This window comes from Rheinheimera maricola, from assembly GCF_016918075.2.
Classification (GTDB): Bacteria; Pseudomonadota; Gammaproteobacteria; order Enterobacterales; family Alteromonadaceae; genus Alishewanella; species Alishewanella maricola_A.
Genome location: NZ_JAERPS020000007.1, coordinates 140066 through 162331 on the forward strand (window position 1 = coordinate 140066; position 22266 = coordinate 162331).

16 protein-coding genes and 1 tRNA gene are annotated in these 22266 nt (G+C 41.7%); 12 read left to right on the top strand and 5 right to left on the bottom strand.

All coding sequences use genetic code 11. The annotated features are described in order from the left end of the window. Positions 1–17: 17 nt before the first annotated feature. From icmH to I4W93_RS17745, 6 genes are read left to right on the top strand one after another with little or no spacing between them, the layout of a single operon-like run. Complete coding sequence (gene icmH, locus I4W93_RS17720; RefSeq protein WP_205312129.1) at positions 18–1415, top strand: type IVB secretion system protein IcmH/DotU; 1398 nt, start codon at positions 18–20, stop codon at positions 1413–1415. Between the two features lie 15 nt (positions 1416–1430). Beyond that, entirely contained in the window at positions 1431–4988 is a 3558-nt protein-coding gene (gene tssM, locus I4W93_RS17725; protein ID WP_205312128.1) for a type VI secretion system membrane subunit TssM, read from the top strand. A 2-nt stretch (positions 4989–4990) separates the two neighbouring features. After that, on the top strand, positions 4991–5797 hold the full coding sequence (gene tagF / locus I4W93_RS17730) for a type VI secretion system-associated protein TagF (protein WP_205312127.1): 807 nt from the start codon (positions 4991–4993) through the stop codon (positions 5795–5797). After that, positions 5794–6567, top strand: coding sequence for a PP2C family protein-serine/threonine phosphatase (locus I4W93_RS17735; RefSeq protein ID WP_205312126.1), 774 nt, complete (start codon positions 5794–5796; stop codon positions 6565–6567). The genes tagF and I4W93_RS17735 overlap by 4 nt, the downstream gene beginning before the upstream one ends. Positions 6568–6575: 8 nt before the next feature. Next, entirely contained in the window at positions 6576–10961 is a 4386-nt protein-coding gene (locus tag I4W93_RS17740; protein ID WP_205312125.1) for a protein kinase domain-containing protein, read from the top strand. Between the two features lies 1 nt (position 10962). Then, entirely contained in the window at positions 10963–11586 is a 624-nt protein-coding gene (locus tag I4W93_RS17745; RefSeq protein WP_205312124.1) for a hypothetical protein, read from the top strand. Here the strand turns inward: I4W93_RS17745 and tagH are convergent, their stop codons facing one another. Both tagH and I4W93_RS17755 read right to left on the bottom strand, forming a co-directional pair. Then, complete coding sequence (tagH, locus tag I4W93_RS17750; RefSeq protein ID WP_205312123.1) at positions 11587–12852, bottom strand: type VI secretion system-associated FHA domain protein TagH; 1266 nt, start codon at positions 12850–12852, stop codon at positions 11587–11589. It lies immediately after the preceding gene. A gap of 61 nt (positions 12853–12913) precedes the next feature. Further along, positions 12914–13129 carry a DUF4102 domain-containing protein gene (locus I4W93_RS17755; RefSeq protein WP_205312122.1) on the bottom strand — a complete coding sequence of 72 codons (216 nt, stop codon included), beginning with the start codon at positions 13127–13129 and terminating at the stop codon, positions 12914–12916. Between the two features lie 260 nt (positions 13130–13389). Here I4W93_RS17755 and I4W93_RS17760 point away from each other — a divergent pair, with 260 nt between their 5' ends. From I4W93_RS17760 to I4W93_RS17775, 4 genes are all read left to right on the top strand, one after another. Then, positions 13390–15156: a coiled-coil domain-containing protein gene (locus I4W93_RS17760; RefSeq protein WP_205312121.1), complete on the top strand. Its 1767-nt coding sequence runs from the start codon at positions 13390–13392 to the stop codon at positions 15154–15156. After that, complete coding sequence (locus I4W93_RS17765) at positions 15146–15730, top strand: hypothetical protein (RefSeq protein WP_205312120.1); 585 nt, start codon at positions 15146–15148, stop codon at positions 15728–15730. The genes I4W93_RS17760 and I4W93_RS17765 overlap by 11 nt, the downstream gene beginning before the upstream one ends. A 462-nt stretch (positions 15731–16192) precedes the next feature. Beyond that, entirely contained in the window at positions 16193–16606 is a 414-nt protein-coding gene (locus I4W93_RS17770) for a hypothetical protein (RefSeq protein ID WP_205312119.1), read from the top strand. A 26-nt stretch (positions 16607–16632) separates the two neighbouring features. Then, a complete protein-coding gene (locus tag I4W93_RS17775) occupies positions 16633–17031 on the top strand; it encodes a hypothetical protein (RefSeq protein ID WP_205312118.1) in 399 nt (132 codons plus the stop codon). Positions 17032–17123: 92 nt separating this feature from the next. Here I4W93_RS17775 and I4W93_RS17780 read toward each other — a convergent pair whose 3' ends face one another. The 3 genes from I4W93_RS17780 to I4W93_RS17790 form a co-directional block, all read right to left on the bottom strand. Beyond that, the gene (locus I4W93_RS17780; protein ID WP_224673536.1) at positions 17124–17297 is read right to left on the bottom strand and encodes a DUF4113 domain-containing protein; all 174 of its coding nucleotides are present in this window, start codon (positions 17295–17297) and stop codon (positions 17124–17126) included. A gap of 177 nt (positions 17298–17474) precedes the next feature. Further along, entirely contained in the window at positions 17475–18221 is a 747-nt protein-coding gene (locus tag I4W93_RS17785; protein ID WP_205312117.1) for a PEP-CTERM sorting domain-containing protein, read from the bottom strand. Positions 18222–19207: 986 nt separating this feature from the next. Continuing rightward, positions 19208–19294 (bottom strand) — tRNA-Leu (locus I4W93_RS17790). Positions 19295–19547: 253 nt separating this feature from the next. Here I4W93_RS17790 and I4W93_RS17795 point away from each other — a divergent pair. Then, on the top strand, positions 19548–21482 hold the full coding sequence (locus I4W93_RS17795; RefSeq protein WP_205312116.1) for a methyl-accepting chemotaxis protein: 1935 nt from the start codon (positions 19548–19550) through the stop codon (positions 21480–21482). A gap of 3 nt (positions 21483–21485) precedes the next feature. After that, a complete protein-coding gene (locus I4W93_RS17800; RefSeq protein ID WP_205312115.1) occupies positions 21486–22208 on the top strand; it encodes an outer membrane protein OmpK in 723 nt (240 codons plus the stop codon). Positions 22209–22266 lie beyond the last annotated feature (58 nt).

The following is a 22266-nucleotide window of genomic DNA, read 5'->3' on the forward strand; positions in this document are numbered from 1 at the left end:
ACTCTGAGGCGCTGCATATGAATGATAGAACTATGATTCGGCCTGGAGGAAGCAGGGGCCGGGGTAATAAAGTTGAAAATGATGTCACGCAAATTGGTTATGAAGAGCGTAAAGTTCGAAGTAGAGTGAACCTTGCTAGCTTAGCCAGAGAGCAGAGCCGGCAGAATAAGGATGGCTTAACCAAAAATGCAGGAATAACAACGAGCGAAGGTAGCTTTCAAGCTGATAGAAATGTACTTTTTTCAATTTTGTCGCCCATTATTTTATTGGCTTCGAAAGTAAAAGCGTCGTCTTTTAATATGGATTTGGATGATCTTAAAAATCGTATAAAAGAGCAAATAGATTATTGTAGAAGCATTAATTTTGGCATGAACAGCAGCTTTACGTCCGCGGACAAAGTAAGTTATGGACTGTGCTGTTTGATAGATGAAATGGTTTTAAACACGCCTTGGGGAGCTAAAAGTAGTTGGGCTAATGAGAGTTTGCTAGTGATTTTTCATAAAGAGGCTTGGGGAGGTGAAAGGGTTTTTGAGATACTTGCAAGTATGAGTCTTAATCCTGCGGCCTACATCCATGTTATTGAATTTTACTACGCAATGTTGGAGCTGGGGTTTGAAGGTAAATACCGACATATGAACGATGGAATGCGAGCCCACCAAACTATAAAGAATAATACCTATTTATTGATTGAAAATTACAATAACTTTGACGCTATGCCATTGTCAGATAACTGGCAAAGTAACGTTGAACAAAAAAACTCACTGCTTAAAGTCTTGCCTCAGTGGGTGATATGGTCAGTCACCTTAGCGATGCTTGTTGTTACGTACTTCATTTTCAGTTTAATGCTCAGCAGTCAGGCTGACCCAATAAAGCGTAAGTTAGTTAATTTAAGGAGCGTTAGCCAAATTAGCCTGCCACAGCATAAATCTTTTGGACTACTCAACGCAGCGCCTAAGCAAGACGATTTGCGAAATAACATTAGTTCGTTATACCCGATCCTTACTTCAACTCTTGCCAATGAAATTGAACAAAACTTGGTTGTTGTAGAGCAGCAAAACTCTGTCGTCTCGGTCAGACTTACTAATGCGAATTTGTTTCGGTCAGGAAGCGACTCGTTGTCAGGACAATATATTGAGTTGGTCGACAAGATTGGGCTGGCACTATCTAAATTCAGAGTTGCAATTAATGTTACAGGTCATTCCGATGATATCCCTATACGAACAATTAAGTATGCAGATAATTGGGCGCTGTCAGAGGCTAGAGCAATCAGCGTAAAGAGAATCATTGAACAGAATTTAAGACCGGATAGTCAGGTGTTTGCCCGGGGGTTAGCCGATACCGTGAACCTAGTTCCAAACACTAGCGCAGCTAACCGAGCATTAAATCGACGAGTTGAAATACTTGTTAAAAGCTAGACAAAGGACTGTTGAATGAACTTTGCAAAAACTAAAAAAATAATCATGAGCAAATATTTCTTCCAGGCACTTGGAATATTTGTAATATCAACATTAGTTTGGTTTGTTGGTCCAGCAATTGCTATATCAGATTCATATATCCTTGAAACAATCTCCAGTCGTTTATTGACTATTTTTGTACTTATAGTTGGTTGGGTTAGTTATCAAGCAGCTAAAAATTACTTCGCTCGAAAAAATGATGCTCAATTTGCAGAAAATTTAACGTTGTTAAACGCCAAGCAAGACGAAGTAAATGCTATACAGGAGCGATTTAATAATGCAATTTCTACTTTAAAAACAGCAGGTTCAAAAAAAGGAGCGCTGCTTTTAAATTCTTTACCTTGGTATATTATCATTGGTCCTCCAGGGTCAGGCAAAACTACTGCTTTGGTCAATTCGGGGTTAGAGTTTCCGTTAAAAGATAAATTGGGGTCAGAGGCTGTGAAAGGTATTGGCGGCACGCGGCATTGTGACTGGTGGTTCACAAATGAAGCTGTGCTAATTGATACTGCAGGCCGTTTTACAACGCAAGATAGCGACGCTGAGATTGACAAAGTTGCATGGCAGAGCTTTATGCGAATGCTTAAAAAGCATCGTTCACAACGTCCAATAAATGGCGCTATTGTCACCATGAGCTTGTCAGACATGCTAGTCCTTTCTGAAGATGAATTGTCATTTTATGCAAAGACAATACGCCGGCGAATTGATGAGTTATCAGAGCAACTAGGCGTTAAATTTCCAGTCTATTTTATGTTTACTAAATGCGATCTGATTAGTGGCTTTGTACCTTTTTTTAATAATTTGTCATCAAAACAACGTAACCAGGTGTGGGGGGAGACATTCGAACTTAATAAGGACGGACAATCAGCTGTCGACATAAGCGACTATGATTTGCACTTTGATAAATTGCTTAACAGATTGCAATCTATTTTGCTGATGCATTTACATCAGCAAAATGACCCAACCAAAAAAGCTGATATGCTGACCTTCCCAGCTCAAATGGAATCAATGAAAGGATCTATCCATAATTTTTTAATAAATATTTTTGGCGAGAATAGTTTTCAAGATTCAGCCCTGTTGCGGGGGGTTTATTTTACATCGGGAACTCAGCAAGGAAGCCCATTTGACAGCTTGTTAGGATCAATTGCCCTGGATATGGGAATTTCACTTGACGATGATGTCAATTTCAGTGGGCGTGGGAAAAGTTTTTTTATCAATGACCTGCTGTCTAAAGTCATATTTTCAGAGTCAAACATTGCTGGCATGGATAGAAAACGTCAACGCTGGCTTAAGCGCCTGCAAATGGCCAGCGTTTCTGCGGCTGTCTGTGTGTTTTTTTTGGTTTCGAGCATTTGGTATCTAAGTTATCTCGACAATGTTGCACATATTCAAAGCTTAGAAGAATCAGTCGACAGCCGACAAGCTCTAATTTCTGCTAGTAACGAACACTATTCTGATTTTGAGAGTATATTGACTGAGTTAAATGAAGCGCGTAATGCTCGCAACATTTTTGAACAAAAAACATTTACTGATAATTTTGGTTTGAGTCAGAAAAATAGTTTCGACAGCCATGTTAACGCTGCCTACCTGTCAGCATTAGAGACCCGTTTGCTGCCTATGATAGCGCACAGAATTGAGGCGATAATGCTCACAATTTTGCGTGACGGAAATAAAGCAGATCTCTATAGCTTTCTCAAAGCTTATCTGATGTATTCAGGCCAACATACTGTTGCAGATGCCCCCTTTGAATCTGACTGGCTTAAAGCCTTGTCGCTGGCAGATTGGCAGACAACTTATCCTGGTAAACCTGAAGTTGTCGAGGCGCTAAGCGCACATTTAGACTACTTATTAACTCACAGTTTTACATATATAACCCCAGATGAATCACTTGTCGCACAAGCTCGAAACGGATTGAAGCAATTACCCTTGGAAGAACAGGTATATGCAAGTATTCGAGACTCACTTTTGGCATCACACCAGTATGACATGCTGTTCTCCGAAATTGTTGGAGCAAATGGAATACTCGCGTTCACAAGCCGTGACGGTCAACCTCTTGATAATCTGACAGTGCCAGGTATGTATACGAAGCAGGGGTTTATAAAAAGTTTCATGGTAAAAGCTTCTGTGATTTCCGACGAATATCTTGCAAACACGTGGATTATGGGGCCACAAAATAAGCTTGATAACTTACCCTCCAAGTCAGAATTACACGGTAAAGTATATAATTTGTATTATCGGGAATACATTAACACTTGGATGAGCTTTCTTCGCGGTTTGTCGTTGAAGACTGCCGGTGATTTGTCGCAGGGTGTATTTATGCTAAGGGCTTTTGCAGATACTAGTAGCCCATTAGATTTGTTAATTCGGAACGTATCTGAGCAAACAAACTTAGCAGAAATCGCTGGGGTTACACATGCTGTTCAAAGCGCAGCGGAAGTCGGCAGTGTCGTAAGCACACAAGCTCAACGTGTAATCAGTCAAACAAACCGTGCTGCAAGAGTGGCACAGAAATCAGGACTAATGGATCTGTCAGGTAAATTGGTGACGGATCAATTTGCTGCTTTTCATCGTTTAGTCTCTAATGAAACCGGTGATGCCCGTCTAGTACAATTAAATGCAAACATTGCTCAATATATTGATTTTTTGAATAAAATCTTGTCAGATTCTTTTTCAGAAACACCTGCATTTGATGCAGCATTAAATCGGATTAACAACGGAAGCCATTCCGACTTTGGCCGATTAGCGCTTAACAATATTGGCAATCCCCCAGAAGTTACAGCCATCCTCAATCAACTTTCCAACCTAGGCTGGCAACTTATCTTGTTCAAAGCGCATACTGAGATTCAACAGGCGTGGCGAAGGCAAGTTCTGAATGTATATCAAATGTCTATGTTAGGCCGATATCCATTTGACCGGAATGCTTCCGCTGAAGTTGAGTTGGCTGATTTTGCTCATTTTTTTGCGCCACAAGGTGTATTAAATAGCTTTATAACAAAATATGTTACGCCATTCATTGATACCTCAGGGTTTTGGCGGGCTAAATCTTATGGTGGAGTAGAATTAGCATTTAACGCGACAGCTCTGCAAAAACTTCAGCGTGGACGTAAAATAACAGAGAGTTTTTTTGCCAATAACGCGACTATGCCAAGCCTGAAGTTTTCACTTTTACCAGAATCGTTAAATACAAATGCAGCAAAATTTGTAATGACGTTGGGAACGCAGAAAATTGAATATGCGCATGGACCTCGAAGATATGCTAGCTTAAGTTGGCCTTCCGCTCTGACAAATGAAATTACAAAATTGGAGTTTATTCATCACGACGGCTCCTCCAGCTCAGTTTCTGAAATGGGGCCTTGGTCGCTTTTTAGAATTTTAGACGCACAAGTGATAAAAGCAAACCCTGGAAGTTCTAATTTCAGTGCTGTTTTTGCAGTTAATGAGCAATCTATAAACTATGAGCTCAGAGCAAGCAGCGAGTCTAATCCTATTGGTATCAAGCTTTTGCAAAATTTTACTTTGCCAGAGGAGCTATAGAAATGGCTGGTTATTATGGAAAGATAACTAAAAAAGGTGACTTTATTTCAAAGGGGTTGTCACATGCAACTATTAATACCTTGCATGATTTTTTTAGCGGTGGGCTAGAAAACTCGATTGATGAGCTTGGTAGTAAATGGCTTGAGCGCTACTCTGTAGCACCTGTTTGGTATTTTTATTTGCAGGCCGGTATTTTAGGTGACAGTCCGTTTATTGGTATCTGGGTATCAAGTGTCGATAGGGTTGGCAGGCATTTCCCAATGACTATATTGCAGCCCCTGCAACATGAAATCGTAAAGATCTCTGAACTGACAAAATATAAGGATTGGTATTGCGATGCGGAAAATTTGTTGTTTGATACATTAAACCCCTCTATTGACGAAAAAAACACTCTTGATGCGATAGAAGCCCTTAGTATTTACAATGTTGGCAACGTGAAAGGTATTGAAATTTTATTAAATTGCGATGGCATTACGGAGTTGCCGAAACCTCAGCCATCTACAGCATTAGAAAAATATTTATTAGAAAAAATTGCAGAGCTTGAGGGTGATGTCCTTGCACTAAAAATTAAAGTTGAAGAATTATCTCACCCTTTACAAAATGAATCCGTACCAGCAATTCTCTCTATTAATACTAACTATGCTTTAAAAGCAGAAAAAATTAATAATTTCAATTTTGCCGAAAGCTTTAATGGACATAGTATCTGGTTTAGTAGGGGGAACGATGACATAACATCTCAGCTCTTCTTTCAGCGTGGCTTTCCAGAAAGTAAATTGTTTACTCACTTCCTAACAGGGTGTCCAGCATGAAGGGATTCAACTCTAATGCGCTTATAGACAGCGCTTTCGGTTGGCGTTCGATAAGTGTAAGTAACACTGGAAAAGTTCGGAAGATAAACGAAGACAGCTGCATGGAGAATAAAGAGCAAGCGCATTGGGCTGTTGCCGATGGGATGGGCGGGCACCATGCAGGTGATTTAGCCAGCCAGATGATTATCAACAATCTTAGCTCATTGAGGCAATCTGCAGATTTAGCAAGTTTTATTGATCAGATTGAAGACACGTTACTTGGAGTAAATGAAAATTTATATCAGCTAGCAAAGTCGCGTAATACGGTTATAGGCTCTACTATAGTCGGCGCGGTTTTAAACAAGGCGCATATTCTGCTTTATTGGGCGGGTGATAGTCGGGGTTATGTTTTTAGAAATATGCATTTATCACAACTAACTAGAGACCATACACTGGTTCAGGACTTGCTCGATGAAAATAAAATCTCTTTAGAACAGGCTAGAAATCATCCAGAAAAAAATGTAATCACACGTGCGGTTGGTTCACATCAGAACTTATTTGTCGACTGTTACATGATGCCAATTAAAGAAGGCGATATTTTTATTATCTGCAGTGACGGTATAGAAAAAGAAATTGATGACATGAAACTTGAATCGATATTAAAGAATAGTCGAAGTTTAAAACAATCTGCAGAGGATATTCTTGACAACGTTCTCAACGCCGGTGCAAGAGATAACGTTTCATTTGTGTTGATTGAGCCCGTTTCACTGAATGAAATTACAAGACAGTAGAGGCCGCAATGCAGCTAAAAAATTTGGAAGCGTCTCTTGCGAATTACATAAGTAAGAAAGGTGAACTGGCTAATGTCGAAGCTGATATCAGTAGATGTATTTCTGAAGACGCCGAGTTGTCAAAGGCAGTGTTCACTTTGCTCAAAGATTATCTCGATAATAGCTTAATTGATGTCCAAATATTTACTCATTTGGCACAGTTTACGCGTGCACAAATTCAGAAAGAAGATATAAAAACGGATTATGATGACGACAGAACGGTAATTGATGCCTTGTTAGATGATGACAGGACCATAATTCAGACAATAACGCCTTCGGGCGACGAAAGTGAAGATGCTCAATCAGTTCCCAATATATCCGCGTCAACTACATCTCCAACGAATTCCACGTCAAACTCTTGGAGCCAACCTTTTGTAGAAGATGCAAAAGAAATCCAGCTTCAAGTTGGTTCAGTAATCAAAGAAAGGTTTAAGCTAATACAATTTATTGGCCATGGAGGGATGGGCGACGTTTATAAAGCTGAAGATCTTAGGCGGTTGGATGCAGGGGATATAGAATCTTATGTGGCTATTAAAGTGCTAAATAAGGAGTTTAGAGAGCATCCCGATTCGTTAAGAGCACTCCAGCGTGAGGCACGTAAGACGCAGGGATTAGCTCATCCTCACATTGTTAACGTTTATGATTTTGATAGGGATAATTTCCACGTGTTCATGACGATGGAATTTATGATAGGGCGCCCTTTGAATGAGGTATTACGAGAACATAAAACCGGCTTTGACTATTCCTTTGCAATTAAGTACGTTTCTGAGCTATGTGATGCCTTGCACTATGCCCATCGGAGGGGGGTCGTTCATTCTGATCTTAAACCAAATAATGTCTTTTTAACGACTAATAATGAGATAAAGATATTCGATTTTGGTATTGCACGAGCCGCAGGTATTGCAACAAATAGCACGCAGCAAATGGATACGTTTGATGCTGGTGTTATAGGCGCATTGACTCCAGCTTACGCCAGCCCAGAGATGTTAGATGAAGAGAACGAAGCTGATGTACGCGATGATATTTATGCTTTGGGTTGTATTGTGTATGAGGTTTTTACAGGTAGCCATCCGTTTGTTCTAAAAGGTAAGAAAATTCCCGGAAATATTGCCAAGCAAAATGGTATGCAACCAGGGCGGATAAAAGGATTGTCAAAGCGGCAGCAATCAGCTGTTGAGAAATGTTTGGTTTTTGATAGAAACAACAGGATGAAAAGCGTCACAGAGTTTAAGAACGCTTTTTTCAATATGTATCCTTTGGTGACAACCCGTAAATTGATCTCTGCGTTTGTGGGTTTTGGGGTTATAACTTCGGTATTAATTTATGCGGTTAATTATTACAGTAATAAGGATATAAACAATCTAATCGCACTAATTGAGAGTCGTCAGTTAAATGACGTTCATGCTGAAGTTTCCAATCTGCTAAAGCAAGATAAGGCTAAGCAAGCCAGAGTGTTTGAGGATAGTAAGTTAAAAATAATACTACGTGACTACTTAAGGGACGTTGCAATTGAGCAAGCCGAGCGTGAAGAATTTAACCATGCTTTGAAGACCTTGAAGTTGGCTGCTGAAATTTATTCCGATTCAATTGAGATAAACACACTTGAAAGCCAGGTTGCTGCACAGCGCAATGCGAGAGTAATTGAGATATATGAAGAGCTTGATAGTATCCTTGCTGATCGTGAGAGTGTTATCAAAAACCATGGCAAGATATTTCCTATCCTTACATCACTTGCTAAAGTAGATGATGTAAATAAGCGTCTTGAGAACACTCAACCGCTTTTTAAATTACAAGAAGCTATTAGTTATGCTATTGATAGCGGTAACTTCATCTTGGCTGAAGACATTGCAAAGTCTCTAATTTTGGTTGTTGAATCCCGTGATGCGTTTGATACTTTTAGACCACAAATGCTTGCTCAGAATGCTCGAATCGATGAATTAAAACTTCTTAAATTAAACCAACAAAGAGTACATGAGTTACTAAAAAACACTGTAATGAGTAAAGACTCCTCTTTGGAGAACTTTATAAGTTATCAAGATAATTTGAAGCAATTGGTAACTCTGGCTCCTGATAATCCAGACGTAATATTACTTCAAGACCAACTGTTTGAACTACTAAATAGCCGAGTCAATCAGTTGATTACAACCAAAGACTGGCAAACGGCAACAGCACTAACGGAGAAGTTAAACCACCTTGTGAGTGACAGTAAGTTAAGCGCAATTCAGATGGAAATTGAAAAGCAGCGCTCCAGCTATGCTACTGGTCTAACTAAAATGATGCAAGATATTCAGGATTTCGCTCGGAACGAGCAGCCTGAAAAGGCTGCTCTTCTGCTCAGGAGTCTTGATGTTACGCAGTTGGATTATACAGTAATCCGGGACTTAAATGATGCTGTAGCTACTTCTTGGCTTTTGGCTGCAAGGCAAGGCAAAACTCTAAACCAATGGACAAACGCACAGCAATTCCTAGCAAATGCCAGTGAGCTTGATACTTCGGCAGCTATTAAACAACAGTTAGCAGACGAACAGGGCAGTATTAAACAAGCGCAATTGGTTTATGCTCAGCAAACGAAAGAGCAGGAAGAGAGACTTGCGTTAGACGCTAGGCAGCGAGAAATAGAAAAGTATGTGAGTGATATTACAGATAAATTTCAACAGGATGATTTTTCAGTCGCTGAATTATCATCAATACGAAACAGCCTTGATAGGTTGACTGAAAAAAGCCCAGGCCATCCAATTTTAGAAACCGCTCCGAAGCAGTTTGTCGACAAGATACTAGCTCAGTTAGAACGGTTGGCTATAAATGATTTGAATGAAGCTTTATCCTTTGCAAAAGAGGCAAATAGCTATTTAGGCAATTCGGCTGACATCAACAATGCAATTGCAGATATTGATCTGCGTATATCTCGTCAACAGGTTGAAGAGAAGCAACGGCTGCTAGCGCATCAGGAAAAAAATATTATCGATAGTATTTCAGTAGCCGGTTCACTTCGAGACTTTGATAAGGTTAAAGCTCAAATAAGAGAGTACTCAGGTGTTCAGAGCGATCAGACTAAAGTAAATGACATTACCCAAAAAGCTCGCCTTAAGCTAATAGAGTTAGCGAATGTATATGCAACAGAACTGCGTTTTGAGCAAGCAAACAAATTGATTAAAGAGGCAGTCGAATTTGGCTTGTCGAGGTCAGAAGCTGCTCCACTATTTTCTAAAATAGAGAAACTTGAGCTGGCGCAAAAACGACAATTACAACAACAAGAGAAAGAAAGTCAAATAGAATCATTGACACAAAGTGCACTAGCATTTTTGCAAGTAGCAAACTTCTCTGGTGCAGATAAGATAAAGCAAGATTTAGTTAATCTCGGAGGGATATCTAATGATGTGACCCGAGTCATCGAAAATGCATACGGTAAGGCATACTTTAAGAAATCATCAGAGTCTTACAGCAAGCTCGATATTGATAGCGCAGAAAATTGGCTAGAGAAAGCTTTGCAGCATGATCCTGAAAATGCAACATTTATAGCAACTAAACCTCGATATAGGGCCGTTAGTGCAATCCTCAACGCACGGACTAGGAATCCCACCCTTGCACATAAATTGAAGCAGTCGGCAATCAAAATGTTTCCTAATGACAGTATTATCATGTCCATTGATATTGAGACTAAGCTAACTAGTACTTCAAGCACTAACCGCTCTACAGTTTCGCGCAATACAACGAATGCTGTTGTGCAACAAGACATCGCAAAGTCAGTGCCTTGCCGGCCAGATATGGCGGGAAAAGGCAATGTGTTTACTTGTAGGGATGTATTAACATCGGTATCTAGCGGGCCTTACTTGATTGTCTTACCAAGTTTCAACGGTAAGTCGCTTGCTATGACCAAATATGAAATTCGAATTGGGGAATTTAATATATTTTGCACAGAAACCAAAAGCTGTACTGCAATACGTGGAGATGAATTAGAGCCTGCTACCGGTTTATCAATTGCAGATATTGGCCGGTTTACTAACTGGCTAACACGCACTACGGGGAACCTGTATCGGTTGCCAACTGTTGCAGAGTGGCGTTATGCAGCTCAAGCGAATGGTGAACAGCCTACTGTTATTAATTGTAGAATTGACGGTGATGATAGAAAAATCCAGCCAGTAAATTTTGAGCGTTTAACTACATCAAATGGTTGGGGGCTGAGTAATTATCTAGGAAATGCTCAAGAGATAGCGACGGTACGAAATGGTCATGTTGCTTTGGGAGGTTACTATTTGGATGATATCTCACAATGCAATGTTAATTTCAGCAGATTCTTAACTCAGTATATTGATAACCTGACGGGATTCAGATTAGTGAGGGAGCTTAAGAATTAATATGAATGCATTGCACAAACTATCAACACAATATTTTAAGCGAGAAATTACTCAACAGGATTACAGAAATAGAAGGAAATTTCTTATTGAGTCAATTCTAGACGGTCAGTATGCTGAGCTGAATTCTATTACCAATGTTCCTTTTAAAGCCGAGCTGGAGATAACGCAGCAAGGCCAAGAGTTTAAAGTAGTGTTGGATGCGCAACCGAAAGCGAACATTCGGTCAAAGCAATCTACTTTCCGCTGCATTGCGGTTTTGGTTTTATCATTGTGCTTTTTAGGCTTCATTTATAGAGATATGTTGTTCCAAAAGCTAACTCAATATGCACCAGCGGTTGCAGAAGTCATTTCTGCTCTAAAATTGCAAGGAAGTGCAGAGCAAAATGCAGCATCCCAGATAACTTCTCTTACTGAATTATGGCAACAAGCTATAAGCACGAACCAATTGACTGAGAAAAACATCACCTTGATTACATCACTATGGCATCAGACATCGTTCAAAGAACGAGAAGAGTTTGCTGCGCTTCTTCGGCAATACGTTAAGCGCTGGGAGAGTGAATTTGATAAGGAAATCGAAGTGAGCTTGACCAACCGAATCATGCAAATACTTGATATTCAGCCTTAGTTACTTATTAAGCTTAGAAATTTGTTCTTCATAATGCTCCCTGAAGTGTTTGATAAAAATATTGCTTGAGTCTGATTGTGCATTTTCTGCTATTTTTTCATAAACTTGGCAGTAGATATCCCAATATTTCGCTTTTTTGCTCAGAGCGAACCCAACACTAAATTCTTCCTCTAGTGACTTGGGATCGAAAGACTCAATAGTCTGTTGTATTGCAGCATTCAGGCCGCTAATCATAGCTAACTGATGGGCTTTCGCATCATTCACTGCTTCTTTAGCTGCATTAACAGGATCTATATATCCGCTTTCTTGAGTGAGCATTTTGGCCAATGCATCTTCTGGCGTTCCTGAAAATTTGAATGCGTTGTTTTTTTCCTGACGAATTTTTGTTTGATCTAGACCAAGCTTTTCTTTCATTAAAGACCGAGCGTTTAGTACTCCCATCATGCCTTCGGTTAGTGTCTTGAGTAGAACACCTGCAACTCTGAGAACCTCCACTTTGTTTTGGCCTAATAACTGAGATGGCTCCATATTTAACTCTTTTAGAAACGCTCGCATCGCTATAGTATCCTGAGATAAATCGTTAACTAAGTCGTTGTCTTGAGATCTGTTCGGGTATGGAGACTCAAATGGTTGATAATGCATTGCTTGCTGCGATTGTGGAGCAACAACCTGGCTCCGTTGCTGCGGCTCCGGGGTTGTAGGCGTATCAGGTTCGTCGTCAAAAAAATCTTCAATGTTAAAGTTTAATGATTCAGGTGGGGAGGCGTTAATTTGGATGCTATTGTCAACTATAGGCTCAATTATAGCCTGTGTTTCAGGTTGAATATTCGGTTTGCTAACTGATTCAAATATTCCAACTATGGGGTCTTGCCGTTCGTTTGTAGCGTTGCGAGATAAAGATGGAGGTGCGATAAAGTCGGGCTTTAGGGAAACATCCAGATTTTGTAATTCGGTAATATCATCTACCAATAATACGCTTTCACCAATGCTTATTAAGTCACCTTTAGACAATAAAAACGTTTGGCCTTTTTTTAATGTGATTGTTTCGTTAATTATAGTGCCCGTTGAAGAGGTATCTCTAATAAACCAATTGCCCCCAATCTCATACACGCTAGCGTGATATCGAGAGACAAACTTACTTGGGTCGTGTAGCACGAAAGAATTGTCTGGAGCTCTGCCAATAGAGCTCTCTTGAGTCAGTTTTTCTGTCTGTTTATAGGGCGTATTTGCGTTTTTAAAGCTTTGCCAAGTCAACAGTATGGCCACTATAGATCCTTTGAGCGTGTGTTATCAGATTGCAAATAGTATATATCATACGCATTTCGGTTTACCAGACTAGATGTTTGGGCTTCATGGCAATACTGCACTTACGACCATGCAGTATGTAACGCAGTAAGAACCGTTTAGAGCCACTTTTACCCGACAGTAACTTCAGGCCAGATATTTCCGTATCAGAGTATTCAGACTTGGTTGAGCGTGAGCTGGCGGGGTTGGCAGGCAGTGCCGCTATGACGGTATTGGTAAATCGGAACCGTTTTAACATGCGTTCTCCATCATTAATTAATTCAGGAAATTAATATATGTTTGGATGCGGTAAGTTTACGGCTAAGGCATAGCGCTCGGTCGTTTTTCTCCAACCAGCTAAGGATGGTTGTGTGCTGACCAACAACAAATGTAACGCATTGACCGTAGTGTATTTGTTGCTTGCTTTTATGTTGAACTGGTAAAAAAAGAGCTAGATATGTTCCTGAAAATGCATATTATGGAATAAATTAGTTGTACTTTACATTCAGGAATTTACACATGGAAGTCAGCGCAGATAACTACACGGTAACTCCTCAGCGGCAAAAAATTAGTAAACAGCTCTATATTTTCGCTTGGGCGATAGAGATTTTTGCTGTCTTAATTGGACTTGCTATCGCTTTGATGCAAGGTATCACGTCTTTTAGTGAGTCCATGTCAAATAAAGGCAGTGTAGGATTTGCTGGAATCTCTAATATTACGATAGCAGTTTTGCCTTTTATCATGGTCGCAATAGTGGAACTGACCAAAATCCCCTTTGTCCAGGCTTTCTATCATTCAACTTTATGGCGTTGGAAGCTGATATTCGGTATCAGTCTTTGTTTTATTGCTTTCATAACTTTTGAATCCGCACTTAATGGCTTTGAACGTAACTTCAGCGGGATGATGTATGGAATTGACAAAAATAAGAAAGAATTAATAAGTCTAGAAGAATCAATGCTGCCACTAGAAGAACAACGCACGCGCCTAGAGTCATTAACCGCTGAGCAAATCGAAACTGATTACAGTAATCGTTTAAAGCAAATTTCAGCTGAACGTGATGAGGCATCACGCCTTATCAACCAACGAATTGCTGACATTAGAGGATCTGTGCAATCTGAGGTTACCAAAAGCCTCGAACAAAGTATTGCAGATAAGCGTAAGGAAGCAGAACAGCTTCGTAGTGAGTTAGCTTCTGAAATAGCCAGGATGTCTAAAGAGTTGGAAACTTCTCTTAGCTCTATTAGCGGAGATCTTCGAGTTCAACGTGAAAACCTTAATCGCCAGCTTAACGATGAAACAAGTTCACTTCGAGAATTAAAACAGCAAGTAAACAAAGAGATTGACGATGCAAATTTCTTAACTAGAGGAAAAGTTAAAGAAGACGGTGAGCGCCGCATATCTGAAAAAGAAAATTTGATTTCGGAAATTCGACAGCAGCTTAACAGCCTGACAATTGTCAATAAAGAACAGGCTATGACAAACAACTATCAAAACAATGTTGCGAAAATAAGGAATGACTTTAATCAGCGGCTTGCTGATATTGATGGCGAAATCCGCACCTTAACTGGTGAGCTGCAGCGGAGTCTCGGGCAGCGGCAAAGTGATGTTTCTGGGCAACTTAATGCACTTCAGCGTGAGCTAAATAGCTTAAATGAAACTTTTATACAGCAGCAAAAAGAAAATGAAGCTCGTAGAAACGAAGATTTATCTCTTTTGAGCGACAACAACGCAAGAATAGCCGCCATTACAGCGCAGTTAGAAGATAAAAAAATCAAACGCATTGCAGTTCGAGATGTCATCAACCAAAAGGTTGGAGATAATCAGATTTATCGAATGGCACAGTGGTTCTTTGATAAAGAGTCTGCGGCTGATTTAGATAGAAGCCAAGTTGCAGTTATTGCAATGATTTGGTTTGGCAGTCTCGCAGCTCTTATTGCATTCACAGGCATCATTTTAGCTCTAGCTTCATGCGCAATTAATGATCCGAAAAATGCTGGGGATAAGAGAGCACACCGGAATAGCTTATCACTTTTACTAATGTCGTTACGTCGATACTTTGTATCAAAGAGACGCCGTTACAAAGAGCCAATAATTCATGAAGTCCCTCGAGACGTGGTTAAAGAGGTCCCTGTGGATCGCGTCGTTAAAGTTGAAGTGCCCGTAGAAGTGGTAAAAAGAGAAATTGTGCATGTGCCCTTCTATACCAATGATAAATCGCTAATTGAAATCACTGAAGGCCACGATAAGTTCTTCAGGTTCAAAGGTGCGACAACTAATGGGCAATAAAAGCATAGGTTACCAAACTGAAAACTTTGGCCCGATTAATAGAGCAATTGATGCAGAAATAGCACGACAACATCAGCTTTCAGAAAGCTTACGTTCTCAAACAGAACTTAATAAGTCATTAATTGTGTTGAGATGGGCGGGTGTTGCTGCACTAATTATCATTTCAGTAAGTTTCGCCTTCTGGATTTTGACTGCAAAGCCTGAACCAAAATTGTATCGTGAACTAGATAGTTCGATCGATGTGCGACAAGCAGTTGAGCGTGTTTCTGAAAACACAAATACGTTAGATGCGATGATTAAGACGCAATTTACCGTTTTTGAAACGGTTACTACTGACACTGGTAAGAAAGTGGTAACAGGCCGCGTATATGAGCCCCTAAATTTGGATAAACCAACCTGGCAATATTGCTATCTTTCGGTAGAAATGGATACGGAATCCCCATTAATCGATACGTCAAACCAAGATATTCTGATGCGAACTCTCGCAAATAAACGAAGTGACGATGAAGTGGAAACTGTTACAAAAGATTTAAACAACATAAAGCTGGCAAAAGAGTACTGTCGCTTTGTTTGAACAGTCGCAACTATAAAGAAAGGGAATATCAATACCATCGCAGAACCGGGTTGACCCTTACGAGTGTCTGATCGCAGTAAAAGCAAAAGGTAATTTTCTTGGCATTAGTAGCATTTTGCATAACGACAACAAGGAAATAGTATCCCAGTACAACCATAAAACCAGGTGCACTGGATATCAAGTGGGAGATTTGTAGCTCTAACAGCTATTCAGAGTTGTTCCTTTTAGATGATGCTGTGGCATTTTCCCATTGCGCCCATTGCTATAAGTCGCGTGATAACGAATTTAAAGCATCCTGGATAGCGGCAAACGCTTTAGCACTTGATAACAAACTGTCTCAGCAACAGATAGATAATTTTCTGTATAAAGATCTGGCAACTAAGGGCGCGCCATTTTGCTTTTGCTTAATATAATATCTTAAGCTTAGAAATCAAAATTAACTAAATTACAAACGGTTTTTTAATGAAAGAATACGGTTTAGATAAGGGACATCCAATGGTTTTTTCTTCATTAGCAGAAGCTAAAAACTTTGCTTTAGCTAACCCAGGAAGTGTCATAGTCAGAAATCCGGATGGTGATGGTTTTATTATAAAAGGGTCTGTGAAATCGGATAAAAACTCATATCGTCACGTTCAGGATGCTCGAAAACGTGAAGATAATGAACGTCTTGGTCAGCCCAAAAATGCTGGAATTAGCTGGTATGACCGTGATATAGCAATTTTAATAAAACTTCACCAACAGCAGATAGCTGTAAATGATATAGCCAAACAACTTGAAAGGACTTCTGTAGCAATATCCGCTAAATTGCTTAGTTTGGAATTAATCAGCGAACTAGAACATCAGAATAACATGGAACTATACTTGCGTGGTTCGTAAATTTGAAAGATGAAGGGGAGCATACTATGAGCGATTGGGAGGGTTTGTGCGATAGCATGGGTTGGACAAATGATGAGCATGCTACCGATAAACTGATAGATTATATAAATCATCACAATGAAGAAGAACGCTATTCAAAGGAAGAAGAAAATTACCTCCTGGAAACTGGATATAAGACGGTCAAAGAATGGAGCGAAATTGGTCGTAGTGTGAAAAATGGAGTGCCAGGCACGTATTTACGTTACGCAAAAATTATGGTGTTCAGTGAATCAGATACGGTTGAAATTGGATTGAACAGTCATCATAACAGTTTATCAAATAAACTTCATTTTCAAACATTTGAAAAGGCGATTACATGGGCAAAGAGTAATCCCGGAAAAGTCATTACGCGATCTCCAACAGGAAACGGATATATAGAGAAATGAGATATTACACACACAAGAATTAGTTGATTTTTTTGCAAGTTAAGTAAGCAGTGACTAAAGCCATGGTGTATAAATCATAATTATAACGATGTTCACCTAACGATAGGCAGTTGCCGCCAGGATGTGGTGTAAGCTGGCGATAGCAACTCCCGCTTCATACTCCACTCTTGCTTAGTACCCTGGCTGGCAAACCACAGCGTTTTACCCTGTTTGGCGTTAAGGGTATCCATCAGTTGCATCAGTTTTTGGTCAGTTTCTTTTTGCACTATGGGTTCATCAAACAAGCCGGGCTGGTATACACCGGGGTCGTAAAAATGGGCTAGCGCAGCTTTATGAGCAAAAGAAAGGCCAGTCCAATCAACCAGCCTTGCTTGCCTCCTACCAACATCGTTGGCTGCAGTGGGTGTATGCAGGGTTAGAGCCCAGCATGCTGTGTCATGCCTTTATGCGGCGGTTTTACGACGACGCAACAGCAAACCGCATAAGCCTAAAGCGAATAAGCTAAGTGTCGCTGGGGCACTAACGGGGGTGGTAGGGTTGGTGGTGGTCCGCACGAGCAACGACCCGGTATATTGGCTGCCATACCAGCTTCCTTGATAGTACAAACTGTTGTTGCCGTGCGTTCTTAGCCCGCGTCCGTCTTCAAAATATCCGATCGTTTCTTGCTCAGGTCTATAGGATACTTCATTAATTTGGCTACGCACATTATAAGATGATCGCTCATACGCGAGACCTTGCTGAGTCCCTATAATGCCGCCGCACGTATACTGTATATCACTTATACATTCCCGCTGTTCTCCAAACATGAATATCGACCAGACCCTTTCGGCGCTTTGGTATGGTGCTCCGAACAGCGTCTGGAATGTACTGGCGCCATCATAATTATCGTGGGACCACCCGTCGTATGTCTCCCCCCATAACGAACCAAGTAAGGCTTCGGTTTCGCTACGTTTAGCATAACGCCAATCGCCTGCGTTCCAAACGCCACCGAAATTGTCGGTGAAACCGCCAACCGCTTCAACTTGATTACGTGACAAACCCACTGTGTAGGTAAGTGGCATCCACTCCAACCCCTGTAAATTGACAGCTTTACCACCCGCTGTGGTTTCAAGGCCAGAGATTAAACCGGCATGAGCAGACGTTGATAGACAAGCAGTCAAAAGTAATGCTGCGGCAAGGAGTTTTTTCATTATTGAACCTACTTAATTGGGGCCGTATTTGCCACTTTGAACAATATCCGGCGAAATTAGCAAGCTCTATGCCAAAATGTAAGCCTATGTCCAGGCGAGATATTACATTTATAGCATCATTGAACTGTAAAAATAACTGACGTATTTATCCCTGTATTTGTGGCTTTTGGATCTCAGGGGTGGTCAGCTGGGTAATGCCGACACTCGCTGAAATGCGAACGTTAGGCCCCATCAATTTTGCCAAACTAAACCCGCATCCAGACTTTGAAGAGTGTTATTGCTTAACATGGATTACGCTGTGTTTTTAGTTCATGCTGTTCAACACTCATGGGTTTGTTAAATGTCAGCAATTAAAGCGAAGCGCCCTTTGTTTTTTTCAAGAGAATCTTTTCTGAACGACTGCAACTCGCTCACAGCAGTCTGAGGGGGTAATAACACTTCAGCATTAAACTTAGCGTTCTTCTTTAACTCGCTCTTCCGACCGGAGCGGGACCAGAGCGTTATGCGTTTAATATCATGCTACTGCGCCAGCCTTTCGTTGCAGGCAATCAAATAACACTGGTAATGCGTGCTGGTGAAACTGTGTAAAAACTTGACGTTACAGAGGCGATTGGACCGGATAGCGACCGGGGCTTGCATAGAGTGATTATTCAACCACTACATAAGTCCTGATTAGACTTGGCCGCTAACCTCATATTCAGTAAAAGTCCGATTTTGGACTGCATTTCACTATAACTGTATAGAACTTGGCTATGCCACAGTCACTGTGCAGCCTATGGAACGGGTTCAGGACTAATCTGTAAGTAGAACATTACCTGATGCTGAAAATGTTTCTGAGCCCGTTTAGGCGAGGTAAACAGCATTTGGCAGCAATTAAGTAATTAGCAAAGGCAATATTGGCTACACATAAGCTACACATCAGCTTTGTATGACTATCGAAAACACATCGAGGTTAAGCGAAAAAAAATTTATAAAACATGGAGTTATGGTGCCCGGGGCCGGACTTGAACCGGCACGCCCTTTCGAGCGAGGGATTTTAAATCCCTTGTGTCTACCGATTTCACCACCCGGGCAGAGTTGCGTGCACTGAAAAGTGCTGGCAGAACGGCGCGCATAATAATGAACGCTGCCGGGATATGCAAGTTATTTTCTGCTTCGGGTATCAGTATTAACCATTAATACACTGTTTCTGTTACTTATATTTCAGAACTTTATTTGATTTTGGCTGCTATGCTTAGTTTTATTGGCAAGGCTTAAGTCGTTGCCATTTAACGTCGCTATACCGTAGTCACTTTGATATTGCTGCCTGCATATAACGGAGACAATATGCAAAAATTTAAGCTGCGCACCATATTTATTGCCTTTGTTGGCCTGGCGTTGGCGTTGCTGACGCTGGTGTCTACGCTGATTAATATTAATCAGTTTTCCAACCTGTACTACAAGCAGACCGAACAAGAATACCTGCCAAATAGCGTAGGTAAAATTGCTGAACAGGTGCGGTCGGAGTTAATGCATCCTATAACTTTGTCAGAAAACCTGGCGGCGAATAGCCTGTTGTACAACTGGATGCGTGAAGGCGAGGCCAATGCAGCTAACCATGCGCAGGTGCTGCAGTATTTTAAACAGCAGCAACAGGGGGCGGGGGCGTCGACACTGTTTTGGGTGTCGGACTTAAGTAAAACCTACTACACCGAAGCGGGTGTGTTTAAAGCTATTTCAGCCAGCGAGCCTCGCGACAGCTGGTTTTTCAGTTTTTTAAACAGCAACACTGCACGTGAGTTAGCCATTGATGCCGACGAGCGCACGGGCAAGCTCACCTTGTTTGTTAATGCCGCAGTGAAGCTGGATGGTAAGCGGGTTGGTGTGGCCGGGCTGGGTTATGACGTGTCGGCCATTTCCAGTTTGGTATCGGGCTACAAGCTGGGCCAGAACGGTTTTCTGTTTCTGGTTGATGCCAATGGCATGATAGTGGTGCATCGCGATTTGTCGCTGGCGCGGCAGAATATTCAACAACAGGCGCAGTATCAGGCTGTGGCCCAACAAATTTCGCAGCATAGCACCGGCTTTAGCCTGCAGCAGGCCAAGTTATATGATGAACAGGTGTATGTTGGCGTACAGGATATCCGCGATACTGGTTTAAAGCTGGTGGCGGTATTGCCCTCGGCAGAGATTAGCAGTGACATTAACAGCGTGATTTCGTTTTCTGTTATCGCCAGTATTGTGCTGGCGCTGGTATTTATTGCCCTTACCGTGGTGTTTGCCAATTCACTGAGTAATTCTATCCGCCAGGTGGGGGAGAACCTGCTGCAAATGTCGGGGGATGGTGGTGATTTAACCAAGCGGCTGGACGATAGCCATGACAACGAGCTGGGCCATCTGGCGAAAGGCTTTAATGCCATTATTGGCAAAATCCGTGAGCTGGTGGCTGAAATACAGCACACAGAAACCGCAATGAAAGCCGGTATTGAACAGCTGGCCCAACTGGCGAATGACACCTTTAATTCCACCGAGCTACAACGGGCGCAGACAGATCAGGTTGCCACCGCTATTACCCAAATGGGCCAGACGATCTCTGAGGTATCTGGCATTGCCCACCATACCGCCAGCGACACTGAAGCGGCGGTGCAGGACACCCACAGCACTAACGACAACATGGAGCTGACCTCCCGTACCATGCGGCAGTTAAATACGGTAATGGGGGACATTGAAAAAACCATTGCCGATTTTGCTGCGCAGGCCGGTGCTATCAATTCGGTAGTTGAAGTGATAAACGCCATTTCAGAACAAACTAATTTGCTGGCGCTAAATGCCGCCATTGAAGCGGCTCGTGCCGGTGAGCAAGGCCGGGGTTTTGCTGTGGTTGCCGATGAAGTGCGCAGTCTGGCCAAACGTACGCAGGAGTCGACGTTGGAAATTCGCGAGCAAATTACCCAATTGCAACACACGGCGCAGCAGTCTACTGCCGCAATTCAACAGGGCACGGCCAGTAGTAAAAAGGTTGTAGAGCATACCGAGCAGTCGGCAGCGGCACTATTAAGCATTAAACAAAAGTTTGAAGCCATTAGTGCCGGTAACCATCAGGTTGCAGCGGCCACTGAAGAGCAAGGTACAGTGGTAGAGCATATAAATGAGTCAGCGCATTTAATCTCCGACAGTGCCGCCAGTATTCACCACAATGCCGAACAGCAGTTAAAGGCGATTAGCTTATTACAGCAACGCGCCGAGCAGCTGCGCACTCTGGTAACCCAATTTAAGGTGTAATACATGAAAACACTAACTTTAGCAGTAATGTTTGCCTTAACAGCGCTGCCGGCTCAGGCTGAGGTGTTATGGCAGGATTTTAGCGTCAGCTATTTAAACGGCAGTAACTATCGGGTAGATGGCCCCGAACAACAAGTGCTAACCTTTGAGCATGTGGCGGGCACCAGTTGGGGCGACAGTTTCTTCTTTCTCGACCATCTGCGTGGCGATAACGGCAGCCGCAGCAATTATGCCGAATGGTCGCCCAGGCTAAGCTTAGGCAAATTGCGCGATAAACCCATGCAGTTTGGCCTGATCAAAGACGTACTATTTACCAGTACCGTAGAAATGTCGTCACTGAGTACGCACTTTTTATATGGTGTGGCTACCGATTTAACTGTGCCGGGCTTTAACTACCTTAACCTGAACTTTTACCGGCGCAATAACGATGGTGTAGCCGATAACTGGCAGCTAACTACCACCTGGGCCGTGCCGTTTACGCTGGGCAAGCAGCAATTTCTTTATGACGGCTTTTTAGACTGGAGTAGTGCTACGGCGGATCAAAGTGCCAGTATGAACATGACATCGCAGTTAAAGTGGGCGCTGCACCCGGTGTTTAACTTAAAAAACAGACTGTATGTTGGTGTGGAATATGTGTATTGGCGCAACAAATATGGCATTGCTGATAGCCCGCAATTTCGCACGTATGAGTCGAATATCAACCTGTTGGTCAAAGCGCATTTTTGATTATTTTTTCATTTAGCCATCTATACTGTTGCAGTTAAAAAATAACCATGCTATTACT